General features: G+C 66.2%; 21 protein-coding genes and 3 pseudogenes. 16 read left to right on the forward strand and 8 right to left on the reverse strand.

The window, feature by feature from the left end; genetic code table 11:
* Window position 1: 1 nt before the first annotated feature.
* Window positions 2-2,623: a DEAD/DEAH box helicase gene (locus ACYVD0_RS16600; protein ID WP_460427839.1), complete on the forward strand. Its 2,622-nt coding sequence runs from the start codon at window positions 2-4 to the stop codon at window positions 2,621-2,623.
* Between the two features lie 89 nt (window positions 2,624-2,712).
* On the opposite strand, the gene ACYVD0_RS16605 is transcribed toward ACYVD0_RS16600, so the two are convergent.
* Window positions 2,713-3,210 (reverse strand): phosphate-starvation-inducible protein PsiE, encoded by a 498-nt coding sequence (locus ACYVD0_RS16605; protein WP_460427840.1) that lies wholly within the window; start codon window positions 3,208-3,210, stop codon window positions 2,713-2,715.
* Window positions 3,211-3,477: 267 nt separating this feature from the next.
* Here ACYVD0_RS16605 and ACYVD0_RS16610 point away from each other — a divergent pair, with 267 nt between their 5' ends.
* Complete coding sequence (locus ACYVD0_RS16610; RefSeq protein ID WP_460427841.1) at window positions 3,478-3,693, forward strand: DUF3509 domain-containing protein; 216 nt, start codon at window positions 3,478-3,480, stop codon at window positions 3,691-3,693.
* Window positions 3,694-3,764: 71 nt separating this feature from the next.
* On the opposite strand, the gene ACYVD0_RS16615 is transcribed toward ACYVD0_RS16610, so the two are convergent.
* The 4 genes from ACYVD0_RS16615 to ACYVD0_RS16630 all read right to left on the reverse strand — a co-directional run bounded on the left by ACYVD0_RS16615 (window position 3,765) and on the right by ACYVD0_RS16630 (window position 8,137).
* Entirely contained in the window at window positions 3,765-4,868 is a 1,104-nt protein-coding gene (locus ACYVD0_RS16615) for a dihydrolipoamide acetyltransferase family protein (protein ID WP_460427842.1), read from the reverse strand.
* Window positions 4,869-4,887: 19 nt separating this feature from the next.
* Window positions 4,888-5,874, reverse strand: coding sequence for an alpha-ketoacid dehydrogenase subunit beta (locus ACYVD0_RS16620; protein ID WP_460427843.1), 987 nt, complete (start codon window positions 5,872-5,874; stop codon window positions 4,888-4,890).
* On the reverse strand, window positions 5,867-6,955 hold the full coding sequence (gene pdhA, locus ACYVD0_RS16625) for a thiamine pyrophosphate-dependent dehydrogenase E1 component subunit alpha (RefSeq protein WP_460427844.1): 1,089 nt from the start codon (window positions 6,953-6,955) through the stop codon (window positions 5,867-5,869). Before pdhA ends, ACYVD0_RS16620 begins: the two co-directional genes overlap by 8 nt.
* Before the next feature lie 162 nt (window positions 6,956-7,117).
* Complete coding sequence (locus tag ACYVD0_RS16630) at window positions 7,118-8,137, reverse strand: Leu/Phe/Val dehydrogenase (RefSeq protein ID WP_460427845.1); 1,020 nt, start codon at window positions 8,135-8,137, stop codon at window positions 7,118-7,120.
* Window positions 8,138-8,260: 123 nt separating this feature from the next.
* Between ACYVD0_RS16630 and ACYVD0_RS16635 the strand changes: the two genes are divergently transcribed.
* The 6 genes and pseudogenes from ACYVD0_RS16635 to ACYVD0_RS16660 form a co-directional block, all read left to right on the forward strand.
* On the forward strand, window positions 8,261-9,055 hold the full coding sequence (locus ACYVD0_RS16635) for a SirB1 family protein (protein WP_460427846.1): 795 nt from the start codon (window positions 8,261-8,263) through the stop codon (window positions 9,053-9,055).
* A 243-nt stretch (window positions 9,056-9,298) separates the two neighbouring features.
* Window positions 9,299-10,294: a ribonuclease T2 gene (locus ACYVD0_RS16640; RefSeq protein WP_460427847.1), complete on the forward strand. Its 996-nt coding sequence runs from the start codon at window positions 9,299-9,301 to the stop codon at window positions 10,292-10,294.
* A gap of 105 nt (window positions 10,295-10,399) precedes the next feature.
* Window positions 10,400-11,335 carry a LysR family transcriptional regulator gene (locus ACYVD0_RS16645; RefSeq protein WP_460427848.1) on the forward strand — a complete coding sequence of 312 codons (936 nt, stop codon included), beginning with the start codon at window positions 10,400-10,402 and terminating at the stop codon, window positions 11,333-11,335.
* 540 nt (window positions 11,336-11,875) lie between these two features.
* A complete protein-coding gene (locus tag ACYVD0_RS16650) occupies window positions 11,876-12,160 on the forward strand; it encodes a response regulator transcription factor KdpE (protein WP_460427849.1) in 285 nt (94 codons plus the stop codon).
* Between the two features lie 159 nt (window positions 12,161-12,319).
* A complete protein-coding gene (locus ACYVD0_RS16655; RefSeq protein ID WP_460427850.1) occupies window positions 12,320-13,324 on the forward strand; it encodes a TerC family protein in 1,005 nt (334 codons plus the stop codon).
* 9 nt (window positions 13,325-13,333) lie between these two features.
* A pseudogene (locus ACYVD0_RS16660) lies at window positions 13,334-13,468 on the forward strand (hypothetical protein); the annotation flags it as partial.
* Between the two features lie 112 nt (window positions 13,469-13,580).
* Here ACYVD0_RS16660 and ACYVD0_RS16665 read toward each other — a convergent pair.
* The gene (locus tag ACYVD0_RS16665; RefSeq protein WP_460427851.1) at window positions 13,581-14,045 is read right to left on the reverse strand and encodes a ferritin-like domain-containing protein; all 465 of its coding nucleotides are present in this window, start codon (window positions 14,043-14,045) and stop codon (window positions 13,581-13,583) included.
* A 27-nt stretch (window positions 14,046-14,072) separates the two neighbouring features.
* Here ACYVD0_RS16665 and ACYVD0_RS16670 point away from each other — a divergent pair, with 27 nt between their 5' ends.
* Together ACYVD0_RS16670 and ACYVD0_RS16675 are read left to right on the forward strand one after the other, a co-directional pair.
* Window positions 14,073-14,228 (forward strand): hypothetical protein, encoded by a 156-nt coding sequence (locus ACYVD0_RS16670; RefSeq protein WP_460427852.1) that lies wholly within the window; start codon window positions 14,073-14,075, stop codon window positions 14,226-14,228.
* 181 nt (window positions 14,229-14,409) lie between these two features.
* Window positions 14,410-15,066 (forward strand): annotated as a pseudogene (locus tag ACYVD0_RS16675) (LysR family transcriptional regulator); the annotation flags it as partial.
* Here the strand turns inward: ACYVD0_RS16675 and ACYVD0_RS16680 are convergent.
* Window positions 15,055-15,435 (reverse strand): annotated as a pseudogene (locus tag ACYVD0_RS16680) (malonate decarboxylase subunit alpha); the annotation flags it as partial. The pseudogenes ACYVD0_RS16675 and ACYVD0_RS16680 sit on opposite strands and share 12 nt — an antisense overlap.
* A 288-nt stretch (window positions 15,436-15,723) precedes the next feature.
* On the opposite strand from ACYVD0_RS16680, the gene folM reads away from it, so the two are divergent.
* From folM to ACYVD0_RS16700, 4 genes are all read left to right on the forward strand, one after another.
* The gene (gene folM / locus ACYVD0_RS16685) at window positions 15,724-16,434 is read left to right on the forward strand and encodes a dihydromonapterin reductase (protein WP_460427853.1); all 711 of its coding nucleotides are present in this window, start codon (window positions 15,724-15,726) and stop codon (window positions 16,432-16,434) included.
* A 41-nt stretch (window positions 16,435-16,475) separates the two neighbouring features.
* Window positions 16,476-16,853, forward strand: coding sequence for a dihydroneopterin triphosphate 2'-epimerase (folX, locus tag ACYVD0_RS16690; protein ID WP_460427854.1), 378 nt, complete (start codon window positions 16,476-16,478; stop codon window positions 16,851-16,853).
* A gap of 333 nt (window positions 16,854-17,186) precedes the next feature.
* Window positions 17,187-17,480 (forward strand): DUF1244 domain-containing protein, encoded by a 294-nt coding sequence (locus ACYVD0_RS16695; protein WP_460427855.1) that lies wholly within the window; start codon window positions 17,187-17,189, stop codon window positions 17,478-17,480.
* Window positions 17,477-17,818, forward strand: coding sequence for a HopJ type III effector protein (locus ACYVD0_RS16700; protein ID WP_460427856.1), 342 nt, complete (start codon window positions 17,477-17,479; stop codon window positions 17,816-17,818). The genes ACYVD0_RS16695 and ACYVD0_RS16700 overlap by 4 nt, the downstream gene beginning before the upstream one ends.
* A gap of 56 nt (window positions 17,819-17,874) precedes the next feature.
* Here ACYVD0_RS16700 and ACYVD0_RS16705 read toward each other — a convergent pair whose 3' ends face one another.
* Window positions 17,875-19,269, reverse strand: coding sequence for a cytochrome c peroxidase (locus tag ACYVD0_RS16705; RefSeq protein WP_460427857.1), 1,395 nt, complete (start codon window positions 19,267-19,269; stop codon window positions 17,875-17,877).
* 620 nt (window positions 19,270-19,889) lie between these two features.
* Between ACYVD0_RS16705 and cysZ the strand changes: the two genes are divergently transcribed.
* On the forward strand, window positions 19,890-20,678 hold the full coding sequence (cysZ, locus tag ACYVD0_RS16710; RefSeq protein WP_460427858.1) for a sulfate transporter CysZ: 789 nt from the start codon (window positions 19,890-19,892) through the stop codon (window positions 20,676-20,678).
* Window position 20,679: 1 nt separating this feature from the next.
* Window positions 20,680-21,882: a glycosyltransferase family 4 protein gene (locus ACYVD0_RS16715; RefSeq protein ID WP_460427859.1), complete on the forward strand. Its 1,203-nt coding sequence runs from the start codon at window positions 20,680-20,682 to the stop codon at window positions 21,880-21,882.
* Window positions 21,883-21,897: the final 15 nt, after the last annotated feature.

The following is a 21,897-nucleotide window of genomic DNA, read 5'->3' on the forward strand; positions in this document are numbered from 1 at the left end:
GATGCAGCCGGATCTTCTTCGGCTGCGCCAGGAAGACTGGCGGGATCAGTTCGACGCCGGCACCCTTCAACGCGGCCAGGACTATGCCACCCAGGGACGCTGCACCCTGCTGCACGTCGCCCCGCACGAAGTCGATGCCAGTTGCCGGGGCGCGGCGGCGCGCCGTTATCGTCAGAGCATCCAGCTACAGCTCCATGCTGGCAGCTGGCGCATCGCGGGCAGTTGCAGCTGTCCGGTAGGACACAACTGCAAGCATGTGGTGGCCGCCCTGCTCACCCTGCAAAGGCAGTCGCCGTCGCCCGCCGAGCCAAGGGTGCCGCTACCCGAGCGGCGGGTCGACGACTTCGAACCCATCCCCCTGCTGACCCTCGGCAGCCACGTGCGCCTGCACTACGACGCCCGCAAGGGGCGCATGGTCGAGCAGCCCCAGCACCGTGCCGCGCTGGCTTTCCGCTATGGCGAGCAGCTCGCCTTCGGCAAGCCCGCGAAGGACCTGCTGGTCCACGGCGCCGAGGAAACCCTGCGCATCCGCCGCCACTCGGAAGCCGAGGCGCGCCACCGCCACACCCTCACCGCGCAGGGCTTCCACATCGCCCTGCGCAAGAGCGAGGCTCTGCCGGAGACAGCCGGAGAGCTCCTCGAGCTGCTCGACGACGACAGCTGGCTGTACTGGGTGCGCCATGAGCTGCCGCGCCTGCGCGAGCAGGGCTGGCATGTCGAGATGCGTCCGGACTTCCACTACAACCTGATGGACATCGATGACTGGTACCTGCAGCTGGAACCGGCCGCCGAGCAGGACTGGTTCGACCTGGAAATGGGCATCGAGGTGCAGGGCCAGCGCCTCAGCCTGCTGCCGATCCTCCTCCACGCGATCCGCCACAGCCCCTGGCTGCTGACCCCGGAGGCCCTGGCCCGGCGCGCCGACGACGAGCTGCTGCTGGTTCCGGTGCCGCGCGGCCCGGCCGCGATCCAGCGCATCGCCCTGCCCTTCGGCCGTCTCCGCCCGCTGCTGGCCAATCTCGGCGAGCTGTTCCTCCAGGCGCCGGGCGAAGCCCCGCAGCGCCTGCGCCTGGCGCGTCCCGATGCGGCCCGGCTGAGCGCCCTAGAGGATGAACTGCCGCTGCACTGGCAGGGTGGCGAGGCGCTGCGCGACTTCGCCCGCCGCCTGCGCGACCTGCCACAACAGGCGGTGCGGGCGCCCGCCGGACTGCAGGCCGCACTGCGCCCCTACCAGCTGCAGGGCCTGGCTTGGCTGCAGATGCTCCGCGAACTGCAGGTCGGCGGCGTGCTGGCCGACGACATGGGCCTGGGCAAGACCCTGCAGACCCTGGCGCACATCCTCCTTGAGAAGGAGGCCGGGCGCCTGACCGCGCCGGCACTGATCGTCATGCCGACCAGCCTGATCCCCAACTGGCAGGACGAGGCCGCGCGCTTCGCCCCCGACCTGCGTGTGCTGGCCCTGCACGGGCCCAAGCGCAGCGCCCTGTTCGAAGAGATGGGCCGCGCCGACCTGCTGCTGACCAGCTACGCCCTGCTGTCCCGGGACCTCAAGGCCCTGGCCCGCCAGCCCTACCACCTGCTGATCCTCGACGAGGCGCAGAACATCAAGAACCCACGCAGCAAGGCCGCCCAGGCCGCGAGGGAGCTGACCGCCCGGCACTGCCTGTGCCTGACCGGCACGCCCATGGAAAACCACTTGGGCGAACTCTGGTCGCTGTTCCACCTGCTGATGCCCGGCTGGCTGGGTGACCAGCAGGCTTTCAAGCAGGACTACCGCATCCCCATCGAGAAGCATGGCGACCTCGCCCGCCTGACCCACCTCAAGGCGCGGGTGCGGCCCTTCCTGCTGCGCCGGACCAAGGAGCAGGTGGCCCCCGAACTGCCGCCGAAGAGCGAGATCACCCAGTATCTGGAGCTGACCGAGGCGCAGCGCGACCGCTACGAAACCCTGCGCCTGGCGATGGATCGCAAGATCCGCGCGGAGATCCAGCGCCAGGGCCTGGCGCGCAGCCAGCTGCTGATCCTCGAGGCCCTGCTGCGGCTGCGCCAGGTGTGCTGCGACCTGCGCCTGCTCGACGACGAGACGGCAGCCACCGGCAAGGCCACCGATTCCGCCAAGCTCAACGCGCTGCTGCCGATGCTCGAGGAACTGTTCGCCGAGGGCCGGCGCGTGCTGCTGTTCTCCCAGTTCGCCGGCGCGCTCGAGCTGATCGCCGCGGAACTGCGTGCACGAAAGATTCCCTACGCCCTGCTGACCGGCGCCACCCGCGATCGGCGCGCCCCGGTGGAGGCCTTCCAGGCCGGCCGACTGCCGGTATTTCTGATCAGCCTGAAGGCCGGCGGCGCCGGGCTGAACCTGACCGCCGCCGACACCGTGATCCACTTCGATCCCTGGTGGAACCCGGCCGCCGAGGCCCAGGCCAGCGACCGCGCCTACCGCATCGGCCAGGACAAGCCGGTGTTCGTCTACCGGCTGATCGCCCGCGGCAGCGTCGAGGAGAAGATTCAGCAGTTGCAGAAGGCCAAGGCCGAGCTGGCCCGCGGCTTGCTGGAAGACGCCATCCAGGGCGAGTGGAGAATGAGCGAGGAGGACATTGCCGCGCTGTTCGCGCCGCTGGAGTGAAGGGCGCTGCGGCGATCCGTGGCAGAAGCCGTGAGGGTGCGTGCGTCCCTGCATCCTCGCCCCCGCCGCTCGGGCGGGAAGCGCCCCGGTCACTCGGCCACGGCGCGGGCCTTCTCCTCCGACACTTCGAAGCGCCGCCGCGACACCGGGCTGTCCGCCTTCTCCGACGGGAAGCGCGAGGACGCGTAACGCACCACCAGGTTCGACATGGCCAGCAGCAGAATTGCCCCGGAAACCATGACCACCCCCCAATCGGGAGCATGATGGTGGGAAATGTCGCCGATCATCAGCCGAGTCAGCGCGGTGATCGCCACATAGATCAGGAAGCGTATCGGCATGTGGTTGGTTTTGAAGTAGATCCCCACCATCGCGCCCAGTTCGAGGTAGATGAACAACAGGAGAATGTCGTCGATGGTGATGTGGCCCTTTTCTATCATCTCGAAGAAGGCGTGCACCGCCGCCCAGGCCGTCACCCCGCCGATCGCGAACAGCGCCAGGTAATGGAAGCCCTCCACCAGCAGATTGCCCAGCGACTCGGCCATCCCATGCATTTGCTGACGTATATTTTCAGCCCAATCGATCTTCAATTTAGAACCCTCGCGTGAGTGCCCGACGGTGCCGGCCCGGCGGGCGGCCTTGAATTAATGCAGAAAACAGACCAGATATCCCAAGGACATCCGCTGAGGCATTATCAACGGCTCGGCGCAGAAACGCACTAGCACATACTTTTTCAAATTGTCGAACCCAATTCAGGGTCACTGCTCGGGCGAATGGCCGATGGGCAGGCGATACGAACTTGCCCCGGGGCTGCCTGTCCATTTGCTCATCAGCCACTCATGCAGGAAGTACGGCCCATGGATAGCCCTTTTCAGACCATCAGCGAGGCTTTCCAAGCGGAATACACTGTGAATTTCTGCGTGAAAAGCCCCGACGGCAGCATCCTCATGACACTCTCCAACGACACGGGAATCGCCCACCACCATTTCATTTACGCCGACCAATGGCGGGATCCGGAGCGGCTGCAGGGCTGTATCGCAGCAGTGAAGGTGGAGCTGGCGGGCGGGAGGTAGGGCTATTCGCCCCGGCACATCCTCCCCTGCCTCCGAGGGGAAAGGGGGGATGGCGTGGGCAGGGGAAAGGGTTACGGCTGTTCCAGCGCCGCGACCAGTGCCTTGAGGAAGCGCGCCGCCTCGCCGCCGGTGACCGCGCGGTGGTCGAAAGTCAGCGACAGCGGCAGCACCGGATGCACCACCACCTGGCCGTCTACCGCCACCGGCTCTTCGCGGATGGCGCCGGCGCCGACGATGGCCACCTGCGGCGGTACCACGATGGGATTGGCATAGCGGCCGAACAGGGTGCCGTAGTTCGACAGGGTAAGGGTCGCGCCCATCATCTCCTGGGGTGGAATGGAGCGCGCCTGAACATCGGCGCGCAGCCGCGCCATGCCCTCCTTCAGCTCCTCCGCACTGCGCTCGCCGACGTTGCGCAGCACCGGCACGAAGAGGCCGTCCGGGGTGTCCACGGCGATCCCCAGATCGATCTGAGCATGCTGGCGCAGCGACAGGCCCTTGCCATCGAACCAGGCGTTCAACACTGGCTCGGCGGCGCAGGCGGCGGCGATGGCCTTGGCCAGGCGCACCAGCGGGTCGCGGGCCTGCGCCCAGCGCTGCAGGTCAGCATCGGCGAACAGGGTCACCGGCACCACCTCGGCATGCGCGCGGGCCATGGTGATCGCCATGCTGCGCCGCACGCCGCGCAGCTTCTCCCCGCCGAAGCGCTCGCGTGCCTCCTGCGCCGCGACCTCCACGTCGGCGCGAGTGATCAGCCCGTCCGGCCCCGAGCCGCTCAGGCCACCCAATTCGATGCCCAGCCGCTGGGCCAGCTGGCGCACCGCCGGGGTCGCTCGCGGCGCCAGGTGTTCGCGGGTCGAGGGCGCGGCGCCGATGCAGAAGCTGTCCGCCTGCCCCTCGGCGCCGCCTTCCAGGCGACCGACCACGGTGCCGGCATCGCCCTCACCTTCGTAGCCGACCAGGGGCTCACCGACATGCAGCAGGTCGCCCGCCTGGCCGAAGGTCTTGGCCACCACGCCGTCATAGGGCGCCGGAATGTCGACGATGGCCTTGGCGGTCTCCACCGAGACCAAGAGCTGGTCGGCCTTCACGCTGTCGCCGGCTTTGACGTGCCACTCGACGATTTCGGCTTCCTGCAGTCCTTCACCAAGGTCGGGCAGTTTGAAATATTTCATGGTCGTTCTCCTCTGACCCTCAGGCGTAATCCAGCACCGTCTCGCAGGCGGCGAGGATGTCCGGGGCGCCCGGCAGGTAGAACTGCTCCAGGCGGTACAGCGGCGGCGGGATGTCAGGGGCGGTGACCCGCTGGATCGGCGCATGCAGGTCGAGCAGGACGCGCTCGTAGAGGCTGGCGGCGATCTCCGCGCCGACCGCACAGCTCTTCGGCGCCTCATGGACGATCACGCAGCGGCCGGTCTTGCGCACCGAGGCCTCCAGGGTGTCGAGGTCCAGCGGCTTGAGGCAGGCGACGTCGATCACCTCGGCCTCGATGCTGCGCTCGGCCAGGGCGGCAGCGGCCTGCAGGGTTTCGTGGATGCTGGCGCCCCAGCTGACCAGCGTCAGGTCGCGGCCCTCGCGCAGGGTGAAGCAGCTGTCCAGCGGCAGGCGTCGGCCGTCGTCGACCAGCGGCTGCGGGTTCATCCGATACAGCCGGGTCGGCTCGAGGAAAACCACCGGATCGGGATCGTCGATGGCCGCCAGCAGCAGACCGTAGGCGCGCGCCGGGGAAGACGGCACCACCACCCGCAGGCCGGGAATCTGCGCGAACAGCGCCTCGGTGCTCTCGCTGTGATGTTCCGGCGCGCGGATGCCGGCGCCTATCGGGGTGCGCAGCACCAGCGGGCAGTCCAGCCGGCCGCGGGTGCGGTTGCGCAGGCGGCTGGCGTGGGACACCAGGTGCTCCATGGCGGCATAGATGAACCCCATGAACTGGATCTCGACCACCGGCTTGAGGCCCTGGGCGGCCATGCCCACCGCCAGGCCGGCGAGCATGGTCTCGGCCAGTGGCGTGTCGAGCACCCGCTTGAAGCCGAAGGCCTCGCGCAGCCCGAGGGTGGCACGGAACACCCCGCCATTGACTCCGATGTCCTCGCCGAGCACCACCACGCTCTCGTCGTCATGCATCGCCCGATGCAGGGCCAGATTGACCGCCTCCACCAGGGTGTATTTGCCCTCACTCATGATGTTCACCTCCCTGGCGCCGAGCCAGCCGTTCCTCGAGCATCTCACGCTGCTCGGCCAGGGCCACCGGCCAGCGGGCGTAGACATGCTCGAGGACCGACACCAAAGGCTGGACGCCGGAAGCCTCGAAGGCCTCCACGGCACGCTGCACCTCGGCCTGGCAGTCGGCGATCAGCGCCTGCTCGCGGCCCTCGTCCCACACCCCCTGGGTGGCGAGGAAGGCCTGCAGGCGCCGGACCGGCTCCTCCTGCCAGGCCTGGCGCACCTCCTCGGCGGAGCGGTAGCGGCTGGCATCGTCAGCGGTGGTGTGATCGCCCAGGCGGTAGCTCAGGCATTCCAGCAGCACCGGCCCCTTGCCGTGGCGCGCGCGCACCAGGGCGTGGCGCATGCGGTCGCAGACGGCGAGGATGTCGTTGCCGTCCACCTGCTCGCCGTGGATACCGGCGCCGAAGGCCTTCTGCGCCAGGGTCGGCGCGCCGCACTGGATGCGCCGTGGCACCGAGATCGCCCACTGGTTGTTGTTGACCACGAAGACCACCGGCAGCTGCCAGGCGCCGGCGACGTTCAGCGCCTCGAGGAAGTCGCCCTTGCTGGTCGCGCCGTCGCCGCAGGTGGTGACGGCGACGCGGTGCTCGCCGCGGATCTTGAACGCCGTGGCCACGCCGCAGGCATGCAGGGTCTGAGTGGCGATCGGCACGCAGATCGGGAAGTCCTCGTCTGCGAGCGGATCGAGGAAGTCGCTGCCGCGCTCGTCGCCGCCCCAGTAGAGGAGGATCTCCTCCATGCGCACCCCGCGCATCAGCTGCACGGCAGTGTCGCGGTAGTAGGGCACCAGCACATCATCACTCTGCATCAGGCTGCCGATGGCCACGCCGATGGCCTCCTGGCCGAGGGTCGGCGCATAGGTGCCGATCCGTCCGGTACGCTGCAGGGCCACCGCCTTCTGGTCGAACAGGCGGGTCAGCACCATCTGCCGATAGAGCCGGGTGAGCAGGTTGAAGTCGTCGGCCCAGGAGGGCAGCTCGGCCACCGGCCGGCCGTCGGGCGCCAGGTAGCGGGTGTAGGGAAGCTCGGGTGACATTCTGGACTCCTCAGCGCCTTGTGGGCGCGTCCGAACCCGCCGCTTGTGGCGGCGGGTAGTGCACGAAACGCATGTCAAGAATCACGAGGTCACGGATGAGTCGGCTCTTCGCCGCCCATCCCGAAGCAACGGCGCGGCAAGGCACCGGCGCCCCCCTCAACTCTAGCCGTAGATCAGCCGCTCCGCCTCTTCGTCGGCGATGCGGGCCGGCGAGCGCCCCTCGGCCTGGGCGCACGCGTAGATGGAGCTCAACCGCAGGTGGATGCCACCCAAGTGCGCGCCGATGCTCTCGTCACTCTCGCCGCGATGGCGCAGCGCCACGTAGATCAGCCCGCCGGCATTGATCACGTAGTCCGGCGCATAGAGGATGCCGCGCCTCTGCAGCAGGTCGGCAATCTCTGGGCTGGCCAGCTGGTTGTTGGCCGCGCCGGCCACCGCGGCGCAGCGCAGCGTGCCGACCGTCTCGCCGTTGAGGATGCCGCCCAGGCCACACGGCACCAGGATGTCACAGGGCTCGCAAAGCAACGCATCGCTGGCCACCGGGCGCACGCCCAGGTGCGTCATCGCCTGCAGCACGCGGCCCTGGTCAAGGTCGCTGACCAGTAGCTCGGCACCGGCCGCAGCGAGCCGCTCGACCAGCGCATAGCCGACATGGCCGAGCCCCTGCACGGCGATGCGCAGGCCTTCCAGCTCCTCGCAGCCGAGGCGCGCCCGGGCCGTGGCACGAATGCCGGCGAACACCCCCTCGGCAGTATGCGGCGAGGGATCGCCCTCGTCGGTGGTGCTGGTGACGTGGCGGGTCTGCCGGGCGACGCAGTCCATGTCGGTGCTCGAGGTGCCGCTGTCGACGGCGGTGATGTAGCGGCCGTTAAGGCTATCGACGAAGCGCCCGAAGGCCTGGAACAGCGTGCAGCGGTTACCGATGTGCGGCGGACGGATCAGCACCGCCTTGCCGCCGCCCAGCTCCAGTCCGGCCAGCGCGGCCTTGTAGCTCATGCCCTGGGCCAGGCGCATGGCATCGCGCACGGCGCTTTCGGTGTCGGCATAGTCGAGGAAGCGGCATCCGCCGAGAGCGGGGCCGAGCCGGGTATTGTGGATAGCGATGATGGCTTCAAGGCCGGTGACAGGATCCCGCGTCAGATGCAATGCCTCGAGCCGGGCGGCCTTCATCAGGGCGAACATGGTGATACTCCCTGGCTGATATTCAACTTGAGTATAGGCCCGCCCCCCGGAATATAGCGGCCGGTGCCTTCTGGACGGATCGCCCCGCAGCGGCTAAAAACAGGACAATACTGGAGTGTGCCCATGAACTCGCGCCAAGCCTGCTTTGCCTGCCTGCAACGCGATCCGCCGGCCATATTCGAGGCGGCCCTGTGGATCGCTACCGAGCACGACGTCACGCTGCGCCCCGAGTTCGTCCTGTGCGAAGTCGGCGGACTGGCCCAGCAGATCGCCGCCGGCCTGCCCAACCTGCCGCAGCGGGAGCTGGGCCAGTCACTGCTGCGCCTGCTGCACGACCTGGGCTTCCACGAGGAAGACCACCTGCCCCTGCGCCCGCCCGCAGCGCTGCCGCACAGGGTGCTGCAGCAGCGCCGCGGCCACCCGCTGGCGCTGGCGCTGATCGCCCTGGAAGTGGCCCGGCGCCTGGAAATTCCCCTGCACGGCGTGGATTTTCCCGGACACATCCTGCTGCGCATGGAGAATGCCGACTACCTGCTCGACCCCGTCAGCGGCCGCCGCCTGTACACTCGCGACTGCCGCGAGCTACTGCTGTGCCGGTTCGGCCCGCAGGCAGAACTCGAAGGCCGCCATCTGCAGCCCTGCGCCCCGCACAGCCTGCTGCAGCAGCTATCGCGCCAGCTGCACCTGCAGGACGATGACCCGCTAGCCGCCCTGAAGGACGCCGAGCGGGTTCTGCTGCTCGGTCCGCCCAGCGTCGCCGACCATCTTGCCCGTGCCGATCTCTATCAGCGGCTCGAATGCCCGCAGGGCGAGCGCTTCGACCTGCAGCGCGCCCTGCTGCTCTGCGACGACCCGGCCGAGTGCCTGCAGCTGAGCCAGCGTCTGCGTCAGGTGGAAGTAGTGGCAGCGCTGCATTGAGGAGCCGGTCCCGGCAGCAGATGAGCCAACGCCTGCGGACAGCCATGCCATGGCCCCTCGCCATGGACAAGCCCGGAGCGGTGGAATAATCTCGAACGCCATCCGCAAACTGCCACGCGCTGTCGGGGCAATGCCCTGCCCAGCTCGCGCCCACCCGAATGTCCTGTCCGGATGCCGGCGCCACAATCGCCCGTTCAAGCGCACCGGTTACGTCCAAGCCCCTAAGACCGTCCCCACATCGCCATGAAGAAAACTGCCCTGACCGCCCTGCTTTGCGTCCTGTTCAACGCCGCCTGGGCCAGTCAGCCCGCCTCCGGCATCTTCGTCGCCAGCCAGAGCTGCGATGCCTACCTGTCGTTCCGCAAGAAGACCAATCCCGGCCCGGCGAAGACCGAAGTCGGCCGCGAGTACCGGATTCGTGAAGTCGACGAGCGGGAGTACCAGTGGCTGCGGATCGAAATGACCGGCGGTATCGAAGCGCTGCGCTGGGTGCCGGAAGAATGCGGCAGCATCCGGGACATGAACCTGGCAAAGCCGGCTGCCCGCCAGACCAGACAGCCATCCGCCGGCGTCTGCCAGACCCCGGGCCTGCAGGACAGCTACGTGCTGGCCGTCACCTGGCAGCCAGGTTTCTGCGAACACAAGCTGGCTAAAAGCAAGAGCAAACAGAAACCCGAATGCCGGGCCATGGAAAGTGGCGAACTGAATATTGCCAATTTCACCCTGCACGGACTCTGGCCGAACAAGAAAGAGTGCGGAAAGAATTACGGCAACTGCGCCAAGTCTGATATCCAGCTCAGCGAGGAGACACTTTCCTTCGTCAAACCCTGGATGCCGAACTTCCAGTTCGAGAACAGCTTCGGCAACTACGAATGGAAAAAGCACGGCACCTGCCAGACCGACATGGACGACGACGCCTACTTCCGCAAGGCGGTGACGGCGGTGCGGACCCTCAACGACTCGGAGGTCGGCCAGTACATCCGGGCGAACATCGGCCAGAGCGTCGAACGCCGCACGCTGCTGGAAATCCTCCGGCGGACCCATCCGGATGCGCCCAACAGCTTCAGCTTTCTCTGCACTAACAACCGGCTCCACGAGATCCAGATACGGCTGCCGGTGGACTTCCGGGAAGGCCCGACCCTGGCCGGACTGATCGGCCCCCAGCCGCCCACGATACGCAGCGCCATAGCAGGCGAATGCACTCAGGAACGGATCCTCATCGAGAGGAGTGGGCGGTGAACGGACGGAAAAAGCCTTCGCCAGAGGCTTTCGACTGATTTCCACAGCAACAAGCCAGGCGGCTTTGCGCATAATCGGCCTGTTTCCTGTCTCGGAGTAATAGTCATGGACATTCTGCAAGCGATGCGCGCCTTCGTGCGGGTGGTGGACAGCGGCAGCTTCACCGCCGCGGCGACCTCCCTGCAGCTTTCCAACGCCCAGGTATCACGGCTGGTGTCCGATCTGGAGGCCAGCCTGCAGGCGCGCCTGCTGCACCGCACCACCCGCCGTCTGGCGGTGACCGAGGCCGGCGAGCGCTACCTGCAGCGCTGCCGGACAATCCTCGCCGAAGTGCAGGATGCCGCCATCGAGGCCAGCGGTGCGCACCTGACCCCCCGAGGTCGCCTGCGCGTGCACTCCATCACCAGCCTCGGCACCCTGCAGCTGGCGCCGCTGGTGGCCTGCTATACCGCGCGCTATCCCGAGGTCACTCTGGAGCTGACCCTGTCGCAGCGGGTGCCGGATCTGCTCGAGGAAGGCCACGACGTGGTCATCACCCTGTCCCGCGACCTGCCCGACTCGGAGCTGGTGGCCCAGCGCCTGGGCGACCTGCACAGCGTGGTCTGCGCCGCGCCGCAGTACCTCGAACGGCACGGCATCCCGAAACGTCCCCAGGACCTGCACGAGCACCGCTGCCTGCGCCTGGTCGACCCGCTGTTCTCCGACCGCTGGGTGTTCCAGGACGGCGACACGGAAATGATCGTGCGCCCTAGCGACCACTTCCAGGTGAACGTCCCGGAAGCCATGGCCCTGGCCGCGGCGGCTGGCATGGGCGTCTGCCTGCTACCCAGCTTCGTCGCCTCCAAGGCCCTGCGCCAGGGCACCCTGAAGCGTCTGCTGCCGCAGTTTCAGCTGCACCAGCGGAGCATCTACGCACTCTACCCCTCGCGCAGCTTCCTCGACGCCAAGACCCGCACCTGGATCGAACTGCTCAAGGAGGAACTGCCCAAGGCCTTCGCTCAGGACCAGGAGATCCTCGACGACGCGACCTACTGGGCCTAGGGAGCGCACTCGCCCCGCACACGTTATGGGACTGATTATCCTTTGTACTGTTTTCTTGTTCTGCGGGTACGACAGCTCCCTTACAAATCACCAGGGTGATGGGCAAGCTGGCGGCCCCTGACGAACGGCCATGGCGAAGTCACCCTTGCTCCGTCTGTCCTGGCAGCGCCAGTCCGTCCTGCCCCCACTCAACATATCCTGCCCACGTACACCCTATCGTATTCTGCAACCCAGCCAACCTGAACAGTCCTCCGCCAGCCTGCTGCTCTGCGGTCTGTGGCTGGCCCCTGCCGCCCAAGCCGTCGAGCCTTCGCCAGGTGCAGCGCCTGCCACCGCCCGACCCGGCAACGGCGACAAGACCGCCGGAACTGCTGACGAGCGGCACTCTGGAAGTGCACACCCTTCGCCTACTCCCTGCAGGATCGCTGATCCCGACCGGCCCGGTCTCGGACGCGTCGCCGAGCGCTGCTGCGGCGCAGCCCTTCGGAGCGGGAACAGCCGGAGCCGACCATCGACTTCGGCGACTGCCGGATCGACTGCGTGCACCGCGTCGTCACCCGCGCCGGCGCCCCCCTGCATCTGACCGATATCCAGTATCGGTTGCTGATCCTGCTGGCCTCGAACCCCGGCCGGGTACTCACCCAGCAGCAGCTGCTGCTGCAGATCTGGGGCGGCCGCGCGGTGGAGAACAATCAGTACCTGCGGATCTACATGCTACATGCGCCATCTGCGACAAAAGATCGAGCGCATCCCGGCCCAGCCGCAGCACATCCTTACCGAAATCGGCGTCGGCTACCGCTTCCAGCCCTGAAGCTCGGCGGCTGACGCCTAGCAGCGGCGACCTTAAAAAGCTTGCAACGGCTTCGCGCTTGAAAGCCCCGTGCGGGGCCACTAACCTGAATGCGTGACGCCGGGCCCCTCTGACGGTCGTTGCCGCCATGTCGGAGTCACAGTTCGTACAACTTCGACTGCAAGGAGGGGCTCATGGATGCTCTCATGGCGTTTGCCACGACCACCTTTCTCGGCACCGCCACCTGGCTGTGGCTGCTGTTCATCGGAATCGTCATCGCGCTCCTGGTCTTCGACCTCGGCGTGCTGCACCGCGACCATCACGAGATCGGCGTGAAGGAAAGCCTGCTGCTTTCCGCCGGCTACATCAGCGCCGGCCTGCTGTTCGGCCTGCTGGTCTGGCACTGGAAGGGCATCGATGCGAGCCTGGAGTACTACACCGGCTTTCTGATCGAGAAGTCGCTGTCGATGGACAACGTCTTCATCATGGCGATGATCTTCGGTTACCTGGCGATTCCCCGCAAATACCAGCATGAGGTGCTGTTCTGGGGCATCATCGGGGTAATCGTGCTGCGTGCGCTACTGATCGGCCTGGGCGCCGCGCTGATCGCCGAGTTCCACTGGACTCTCTACGTCTTCGGTCTCTTCCTGCTGCTGACCGGCCTGAAAATGCTGTTTTCCAGGGTCGACGACGAGCAGAACCTGGAAAACAACAGGTTCGTCAAATTCCTGCGCCGCCACCTGCGCGTGACCGACCGGCTGCACGAGGGGCGCTTCCTCGTCCACCAGCCCAACTCCAGCGGCAAGACCGTGCTCTGGGCCACGCCGCTGCTGCTGGCGCTGATCCTGATCGAATGCGCCGATGTAATCTTCGCGGTGGACAGCGTGCCGGCGATCTTCGCCATCACCCTGGACCCCTTCATCGTCTACACCTCGAACATCTTCGCCGTCCTCGGCCTGCGGGCGCTGTACTTCGCCCTGGCGGCCCTCATCCACCGCTTCGCCTACCTGAAATATGCCCTGGCCCTGGTGCTGGTGTTCATCGGCTGCAAGATCCTCCTGGTCAACCTCATCGGCAAGATTCCGGCCGGGGTATCGCTCGGCGTGACCTTCAGCCTCCTGCTCGGCGGCGTCCTGGTCTCCCTGTGGAAGACCAGAAGCCAGCCAGCGCTTGACGAGGCCGGGAAACAGCTCGACTGAGCGCATGGCGAACACAGCCTCAGCCTCCAGCTCAACGTGAAGAACCTGTTCGACAAGACCTACTACTCGTCCAGCGCCAACCAGTACTTCGTATCGCTCGGCGAGCCCCGGCAGTTCCAGCTCTCGACCACGCTGGAATTCTGACCCCCTGAAAGCCGAAGGCCGGACGAAGCGTCGATCTTCGTCCGGCCTTCGAAAGAGTTGGCGCTGCCGGACCCGGACAGGTTCCAGTCCCGGCGGAATGTCCAGGCGGTACTCAGCAGGCCGTCAGTTTCGCCAGGTTGGCCTGCCAGACCTCCAGTTGGACCACGTGATCCGCTTCCTCTTCGGCGAACTCCGCAGCCATCGTCCTCACCTCCGGATCGTCGGTTTCGTCGGCGATCATCTGGTAGTACTCGTGGCTGCGCTGTTCGCCATGCATGGCCAGCGACATGGCGCCGAGGACATCGATGTCCGGGTCCACAGGGCCCCAGGCGGCTTCCGGGCTGGAACCGTCGGGCCAGTCGTATTCGTCGGCAGCCAGCTTCGGCAGGTCATGAAAGCCGCCACGCGTCATGGCTTCCTTCTGGTGCAGGCGGGAATAGTGCGACATCTGTTCGAAGAATTCCGCCACCTCGGTGTTGCCGAGCTTGTGCATGGCTTGGGCCAACTCACCGTAGCGGCGGGCCGACTCCTTCTCCAACTGAATGGCATGAGCCAGGAAATGCTGGATATCGTTCACGCCCTCTCCTTAATTGACCAAAGGTGAATGAAAGCCGAATCCGCCGCGGCCATTGCCGGACTACATGGCGACTTCGTCGAAAGTGCAGATGATGCGGCAGGTCTGGTATTCCAGACAATTGTCAATTTGCCGCTGCCTTTGCGGGTGTCGCGGCAGACAGTGCATTGCAGGGCAATCGCATGAACGATTTTCTCCCCTCTCCCCAGCCCTCTCCCGCACGCGGGAGAGGAAGTGAACGGCTGCACCTGCCCCTTCATACGATTGCCCTGCAGTGTATTGGGGGTGCAGCACTCGGTAGACTCGAAACGGTGACCAGTGGCGGCCGATCGCGGTGGCCACCCAAGTATCCAGCGGTATCGACACCATGCAGATCGACGAAGAACTGACCCTCAAGAAGCTGGAAATCTTCCTGGCCTTCATGCGCAGCGGCAACCTGTCGCGCGCCGCCGCCGAGCTGGACACCAGCACGGTCAGCGTGCACCGCGCCCTGCACTCGCTGGAGAACGCCCTGCGCTGCCCGCTGTTCAAGCGCGAGGGGCGCAAGCTGAGTCCACTGGAAAGCGCCCATGTGCTGGAGGACCGCGCGCAGAAGCTGATCGCCGACATGCTCGACACCGTGCGCCTGACCCGTGAGGCCGCCGGCTTCTCCGCCGAACGCTTCAAGCTCGGCGCGCTCTACTCGCTGACGGTGAAGACCGTGCCGCAGCTGATCATGGGCCTCAAGCTCCGGCGCAGCGAGCTGAACATCGACCTGATCCTCGGCTCCAATATCGACCTGCTGTACAAGCTGAAGAACCTCGAGCTGGACGCCATCCTGGTCTCGCTCAACGACAGCGTGGCCGATCCGGACTGCGACTGGCTGCCGCTGTTTCGCGACGACATCTTCCTTGCCGTGCCGGTCGACTCGCCGTTCGCCAGCCAGGCCGAGATCGACCTGGCCGAACTGCGCGAGGCCACTTTCATCACCCTGACCCAGGGCTTCGCCACCCATCAGGACGCCCTGCGGGTATTCCAGCAGGCCGTCCTCCATCAACTGGCCGATGCGCAGGCTCTGCGGGCCGGCGAAGGAGAAGTCGAGCTTGCGGGCAATGCCGCGCTCGAACAGGTCGAGGTGCTCGGCGCGGCTGACGCTGGGCATGATCATGTGCAGATCGTGCAGCCTGCCGGGATCGACCTTGGCCAGCGAGCGGGACAGGAAGTCCGCCTGCTTCTGGTTGTTGCCTTCCAGCACCACGCGATCGCCGGGGGCGATCAGCGTTTCCAGGGCGGCGACTATCCTGTCGCTCGGCAGGACCACGCCATCGGCGAGGCCACGCACCTGCTCGAGCCGGCGCTGCTTCTCGCTGCGCCGGCGCGACCACTGCGGCGGGGGGGAAATTGTTGTTGTCATGCTTGCTCCACGGGTTCCGCTATCGAGGCCTCACGGTAGGGGGGGCAGCCGGGGAGCGCTCAATCAAGCTGGATGGATGATCATTACTCCAAGGTTAACGACTCAAGACAGCGGCAAGATCTGTATCGAACCGTCATACCTTCGTCTGAGGTAAAGGTGGGTACGGTTGTGCAAAGTCGGACACTCCTATAAGTTCCCAACAGGTTCGGTGGTGCGGCGTCCCTACTACTGGTCAGGTACCCGGATGCTGCGCCGCTGGACCCACTCCATCGGCTGTGCGAGTCCCCCATGAGCGCGTCCCCGGCCCCCATCCTGATCACCGGCGCCAGCCAGCGCATCGGACTGCACTGCGCCGAGCGGCTGCTCGACGAGGGCCAGCCACTGATCGTTACCTTCCGCCGCGAACGGCCGGGCCTTTCGCGCCTGCGTGAGCGCGGCGCGCTGACCCTGCAGGCGGACTTCGCCGACGAGGCCGGCATCCTCGCCTTCATCAACGCGCTCAAGAGCCACACTGGATGCCTGCGCGCCATCGTGCACAACGCCTCGGAGTGGCTGAGCGAGGCCCCCGGCGAGGAGGCTCAGACCTTCCAGCGGTTGTTCAGCGTGCACATGCTGGCGCCCTACCTGATCAACCTGCACTGCGCCGAGCTGCTGGAGCGCTCGAGCCCGGCGGACATCGTGCACATCGGCGATGACGTGACGCGCAAGGGCAGCGCCGCGCACATCGCCTACAGCGCCAGCAAGGCCGGCCTGGACAACCTCACCCTGTCCTTCGCCGCGCGCCTGGCGCCGCGCATCAAGGTCAACGGCATCGCCCCGGCGCTGATCCTTTTCAAACCGGAGGACGACGCCGCCTACCGGGCCAAAACCCTGGCCAAGTCCGTCCTCGGCATCGAGCCCGGCGCCGAAGCGATCTATCTGGGCCTGCGCTATCTGCTGGATAATCCTTATGTCACCGGCACCACGCTGACGGTCAACGGCGGCCGCCACCTCAAGTGAGTGCCCCAACCTCCACAATCGACAGGACGGAGCAATACGCTATGCCGCGACTGGAACCAGGCATGGCGCGGATCCGGGTCAAGGACCTGCGCCTGCGCACTTACATCGGCATCAAGGAGGAGGAAATCCTCAACAAGCAGGACGTGCTGATCAACCTCACCGTGCTCTACCCCGTCGTGGACGCCGTACGCGACAACGTCATCGACCAGGCCCTGAACTACCGCACCCTCACCAAGGCGGTCATCCGCCACGTGGAGGAGAACCGCTTCGCCCTGCTCGAGCGCCTGACCCAGGAGATTCTCGACCTGGTGATGAGCCACGCGAGCGTGCGCTACGCTGAGGTGGAGGTGGACAAGCCCCACGCCCTGCGCTTCGCCGAGTCGGTGTCGATCACCCTCGCCGCCCGCCGCGACGCCTGATCGCGGCCCGCCCGGGCGCGCTGGTGAGGGCCGTCGGCGACGGAGTATGATCGCGCCCGACCAGGCCGTGTGAAAACGTAGCGAGCGAAGGTCAGGCAAGGCGCAACGCAGCGAAGCGGAGTAACAGCCGAAGGCTGGCCCGCAGGGCGAGCGCAGCGAGTCAATCAGGCGAAGAAGCGCAATTCACGTGGTGTAAATGAGCATTCTGAGACGCCGCGTCCCGGTTTGATTTCAATGCAGCACGACCGAGCGCAGTAGTTTTCACACAGCCTGCGACGGCCGCCTCGCCGGCGGTCCCGCTCTCCACCGACGACTGTCAGCCGGGGAATCAAGATGACCGAAGAACAACGCATCGAACTCGAAGCCGCCGCCTTCCGCCGCCTGGTCCAGCACCTGCGCAGCCGGCCGGATGTGCAGAATATCGACCTGATGAACCTTGCCGGCTTCTGTCGCAACTGCATGTGGAAATGGCTGAAGGCCGCCGCCGATGACCTCTCCATCGAACTCAGCGTCGAGCAGGCGCGCGAGGAGATCTACGGCATGCCCTACAACGAGTGGAAAAGCAAATATCAGAAAGAGGCCAGCCCCGAACAGCGGGCCGCCTTCGAGAAGAGCAGCAAACAATGACCGATCTGAACGACTTCCGTGCCCGTCTGCGCAGCGGGGAACACGCCTTCGCCGAAACCCTCGGTTTCATTGCCGCGCACTACGACTATCGGCCCAGCGCCTTTGGCAACGGCTCGGTGGAAAACGCCGCCGGGCAGAACGAGGGCTCCTGCAAGACCCTGGGCCTGGCGCTGCTGGAAGGCTTCAGCGACGAGGAGGCCCTGCTGGCCTTCGGCGAGCACTACCGCGCCGTGCTGGCCAGCCCCGCGGGCAGCGACCACGGCAACATCCGCGCGTTCATGCAGTCCGGCCTGGCCGGCGTGCATTTCGAGAACCAGCCGCTCGGCCGCAAAGGCTGAGCCGCAAGGAAAAAAGCAGGGCCGGGGGCGCAGCCCCCCGGCACCGCCTGGCTACTCTACTGCAGGGTTTGGCCCCGATACTGACCGTTGAGGGTCTGCAGGAAGGCAACGATCTTGCCGATCTCGCCCTTCGACAGCTTCACGCCGACCTGGTACTCCGCCATCTTGTCGACCGCCTCTTCCAGAGTCTTGGCACTGGCATCGTGGAAATAGGGTGCGGTCAGGGCGACGTTGCGCAGGGTCGGCACCTTGAAGCGGTACATGTCGTTCGGATCCTTGGTCACGTTGTAGCGCCCGTAATCCACCTCGGTGACATTGCCGCGCTCGGCGAAGTAATCCCCCTTCACACCCATCAGTTCGAAGGACTGGCCGCCCATCGCCTCGCCCACGTGGCAGGTCGCGCACTTGGTGGCCTTGAACAGTTCATAGCCTTCCTTCTCCACGCTGCTCAGGGCGTCGATATTCCCCTTCAGGAAGAGATCGAAGCGGCTGTTCGGCGTGATCAGGGTCTTCTCGAACTCGGCGATGGCGTCGGTGATGTTGTTCGCGGTGATGCCGTCCTGGTAGATGGCGGCGAACTCCGCGCTCAGCGGCCCGTCCTGCGCCAGCTTGCCGACGATCTGCTGCCACGAGGTCGAGGCCATCTCCAGCGGGTTCATCGGCGGCCCGCCTGCCTGCTCCTGCAGATCGGCGGCCCGGCCATCCCAGAACTGGTGCACGTTGAAGGCGGAGTTGAACACCGTCGGCGCGTTGATCGGGCCTTTCGAGCCGCCCACGCCGACGGAAACGTCCAGACGGTCGACCCCGCCCTTGTCCAGCGCATGACAGCTCGCGCAGGACACGCTGTCGTCGCCGGACAGGCGGGTGTCGTGGTAGAGCTTCTCGCCCAGCGCGACCTTGGCAGCGCTCACCAGGAAGGTCGTGGTGATGGGCTGTATCGCTTCGTACTTGAAAGCGCCGTCGACGTTGCCGGCTGGGTGCTGCTTGAGGCGCTCGGCTTTCACCCAGTCGAGCAGCACGCCCTTCTCCGCGTCGGAAAGCCGGGAGCGCCAGTGCATGCCCAGGTAGAGGTTCGGCGGCATGGCGTTGTCCTGCATGACCGACTCGATCTTGGCCAGGTCCACTTCCGACACCGCCTTGTCCTGCAGCACGTTGGCCAGCAGCGACTCGATGTTGAACTGGCGCTGGGCCATCTCGACATCCTTCTCCATCAACTGCTTGGCGATCGGCAGGTCAGCGTAGAACGGCAGTTCGCTGTTGCGGCTGTGGCAGTACTGGCAGCCGTTGCTGTTCAGCACCTTGAAGGCCTCGATGGTCGGGCGGTCCAGGTCTTTCAGCTCGGCGCCGGCCAGGTGCTGGCGGCTGACGCGCTCATCGAAGCGGTCGACGACGAACACGGTGGCCAGGTAGCCGGCTACGCAGGCACCGACGACAAGGGGGAGCTTTTTCACGGATTTTCCTTTGCAGGGTTGGTTTGGTGATGAGGGACCGCCAGCAGCGGGTCGACCGGGAAGCGCAAGGCTCTCCTGTCCATCGACTGAATCACAATAGGATGAACGGCACCTTAACGCCCTCCCCCCCAGCAGAGGAAATGCTTAAAGCCAATACCACTCATAGGCAGAGCCTATCTTCATCGCCCGGCCAATGGGCTTATACGCTATCGGCTTAGGTAGTCTGGGGAGGAGCGGCGAAGAAGGGGCGAAGAAGGGTAAGGATGCTGTGTCGGCGCTGATGCGCGGCACACGCTGCCGTGGCCAGGGGAGCCACGGCACGGCGCGGAGGGGAATAAAACGGCCCGAGCGGTGTGCGCTGCAACAACCCGCCATGAGGCCTGAACAGGAAAAGAAAAAGGGGCCACCACGCTAAGGGAAGACTTCAAGGAGAGCGGAGGCCCCAGCAACTGTGGAGTAGTTCTCAAATCAATGATGGCAAGTTACCTGCTGAGCCCGGCATACGGAAATTCTCAAAATTAATCTTCTTCATAGGTAATTTCTATCATTGTCCCTGGCAGTGCTTTTCCTGCCCCGGCAAAGCCGGTAAGGTCGGCGCGAATCTGACTCCGGAGAACTCCATGCCCCAGTCTGTCCTGTCCGGCCCACATTACCTGCGCGAAGGCCTGAAACTGGTCCTCAGTCCTGGCTTGCGGCTGTTCGTCCTGCTACCGCTGGCGGTCAACCTGCTGCTCTTCGCTGCGCTGATCGGCCTGGCGGTGCACCAGTTCGAGCTCTGGGTCGACACCCTCATGCCCAACCTGCCGCAGTGGCTGGCCTTCCTCGACTACCTGCTGTGGCCGCTGTTCGTCGGACTGGTGGTGCTGATCGTGTTCTTCACCTTCACCCTCCTGGCGACGGTCATCGCCGCGCCCTTCAATGGCTTCCTGGCGGAAAAGGTGGAAGTGGTGGTGCGCGGCGAGGACCCCTTCCCGTCTTTTCACTGGCGCGAGTTGGTCGCCCTGGTGCCACGCACCTTCAGCCGCGAGTGGCGCAAGCTGACCTATCTGCTGCCACGGGCGCTGTTTCTGCTGGTCCTCTCCTTCATCCCGGTGCTCAATCTGCTCGCCCCACCACTCTGGCTGCTGTTCGGCGTATGGATGATGGCCGTGCAGTACATCGACTACCCGGCCGACAATAACAAGCTCTCCTGGGACGCCATGCTCGCCTGGCTGCGTGCGCGGCGCTGGCAGAGCCTGAGCTTTGGCGGCGTCACCTATGCCGCGCTGCTGGTGCCGGGCCTGAACCTGCTGGTGATGCCCGCCGCGGTGGCCGGCGCCACGCTGTTCTGGGTGCGCGAGGGCGGCGTGCAGACGTCGCAGCAAAACGGCGGTCGTCACCGGAACGTCAATAGTCCGTCATCTGTCTGACATGTCATCGTCCGAGACTGATGCTATGACTACCGCCCTGCATATCGCCCTGATCAGCGAAACCTTTCCCCCCGAGGTCAACGGCGTCGCCAACACCCTGGGCCGGCTGTGCGCCGGACTGCGCGACCGTGGCCATCGTCTGCAACTGGTTCGCCCCCGACAGAACGCCGACCAGGGCCGGCGCAGCGACGAGCAGCTGCTGCTGACCCGCGGCTGGCCGCTGCCCGGCTACCCGGGGCTGCAGTGGGGTCAGTCGGCCACTGGCAAGCTGCTGCACCGCTGGAAGCGCGAACGCCCGGACGTGATCTACATCGCCACCGAAGGCCCACTGGGTCTGTCCGCCCTGCGCTGCGCGCGACGCCTGGGGATTCCGGCGGTCAGCGGCTTCCACACCAACTTCCAGCAGTACAGCGGCCATTACGGCTTCGGCCTGCTGACCCGCCTGCTGACCCGCTACCTGCGCTGGTTCCACAACCACTCCCGGCTGACCCTGGTGCCCAGCGCCAGCCAGCGCATGGAGCTGACCCGGCGCGGCTTCGAGCGGCTGGGACTTCTCTCTCGCGGGGTCGACAGCCGGCTGTTCCACCCCGCTCGGCGCTCCGCCAGCCTGCGCGCCAGCTGGGGGGTGGGGGACGACGACATCGCCGTGTTGCACGTCGGGCGGCTGGCCGTGGAGAAGAACCTCGGCCTGCTCGGCAGCAGCTTCCGCAGCCTGCAGACGGCCCATCCGCAGCGCCGGCTGAAGCTGGTGGTGGTCGGCGACGGTCCGCTGCGCGCCAGCCTCCAGCTGCAATGGCCGGAAGCCCATTTCTGCGGCATGCAGCTGGGCGAGGCACTGGCCACCCACTACGCCTCGGGCGACCTGTTCCTCTTTCCCAGCCTGTCGGAAACCTTCGGCAACGTGGTGCTGGAGGCGCTGGCCTCCGGGCTCGGCGTGGTCGCCTACGACCAGGCGGCGGCCGCCCAGCACATCCGCCACGGACACAACGGCGCGTTGGCCGAGCCAAACGACGAGCGCGGCTTCGCCGAGGCGGCGAGCTGGCTGCTGGAGGATGAGGAGAACCTGCGCCGGGTGCGCCTGAACGCCCGCCAGCACGCCAGCCACCAGGGCTGGGAAGCCATCGTAGAGCAGTTCGAGGGCTACCTGCACGGTGCCCTGCAGGCACGCCCGGAGGTGGCTGCCGGCCGCCCCAGCATCGGCTGAGAGCCTGCGGCGACA

The sequence above is a fragment of the Azotobacter armeniacus genome (assembly GCF_054779355.1).

Excerpts from the sequence above, each read along its gene's own strand:
- ACYVD0_RS16630 (WP_460427845.1), bottom strand. The coding sequence starts at position 8,137 with ATGTTCGCCCTGATGAAGGCCGCCCGGCTCGAGGCATTGCATCTGACG.
- ACYVD0_RS16655 (WP_460427850.1), top strand. The coding sequence starts at position 12,320 with ATGGATGCTCTCATGGCGTTTGCCACGACCACCTTTCTCGGCACCGCC.
- pdhA (WP_460427844.1), bottom strand. The coding sequence starts at position 6,955 with ATGTCACCCGAGCTTCCCTACACCCGCTACCTGGCGCCCGACGGCCGG.
- folM (WP_460427853.1), top strand. The coding sequence starts at position 15,724 with ATGAGCGCGTCCCCGGCCCCCATCCTGATCACCGGCGCCAGCCAGCGC.
- ACYVD0_RS16700 (WP_460427856.1), top strand. The coding sequence starts at position 17,477 with ATGACCGATCTGAACGACTTCCGTGCCCGTCTGCGCAGCGGGGAACAC.
- ACYVD0_RS16640 (WP_460427847.1), top strand. The coding sequence starts at position 9,299 with ATGAAGAAAACTGCCCTGACCGCCCTGCTTTGCGTCCTGTTCAACGCC.
- ACYVD0_RS16600 (WP_460427839.1), top strand. The coding sequence starts at position 2 with ATGCAGCCGGATCTTCTTCGGCTGCGCCAGGAAGACTGGCGGGATCAG.
- ACYVD0_RS16635 (WP_460427846.1), top strand. The coding sequence starts at position 8,261 with ATGAACTCGCGCCAAGCCTGCTTTGCCTGCCTGCAACGCGATCCGCCG.
- folX (WP_460427854.1), top strand. The coding sequence starts at position 16,476 with ATGCCGCGACTGGAACCAGGCATGGCGCGGATCCGGGTCAAGGACCTG.
- ACYVD0_RS16645 (WP_460427848.1), top strand. The coding sequence starts at position 10,400 with ATGGACATTCTGCAAGCGATGCGCGCCTTCGTGCGGGTGGTGGACAGC.
- ACYVD0_RS16615 (WP_460427842.1), bottom strand. The coding sequence starts at position 4,868 with ATGAAATATTTCAAACTGCCCGACCTTGGTGAAGGACTGCAGGAAGCC.
- ACYVD0_RS16715 (WP_460427859.1), top strand. The coding sequence starts at position 20,680 with ATGTCATCGTCCGAGACTGATGCTATGACTACCGCCCTGCATATCGCC.
- ACYVD0_RS16610 (WP_460427841.1), top strand. The coding sequence starts at position 3,478 with ATGGATAGCCCTTTTCAGACCATCAGCGAGGCTTTCCAAGCGGAATAC.
- ACYVD0_RS16620 (WP_460427843.1), bottom strand. The coding sequence starts at position 5,874 with ATGAGTGAGGGCAAATACACCCTGGTGGAGGCGGTCAATCTGGCCCTG.
- ACYVD0_RS16695 (WP_460427855.1), top strand. The coding sequence starts at position 17,187 with ATGACCGAAGAACAACGCATCGAACTCGAAGCCGCCGCCTTCCGCCGC.
- cysZ (WP_460427858.1), top strand. The coding sequence starts at position 19,890 with ATGCCCCAGTCTGTCCTGTCCGGCCCACATTACCTGCGCGAAGGCCTG.
- ACYVD0_RS16670 (WP_460427852.1), top strand. The coding sequence starts at position 14,073 with ATGAAAGCCGAATCCGCCGCGGCCATTGCCGGACTACATGGCGACTTC.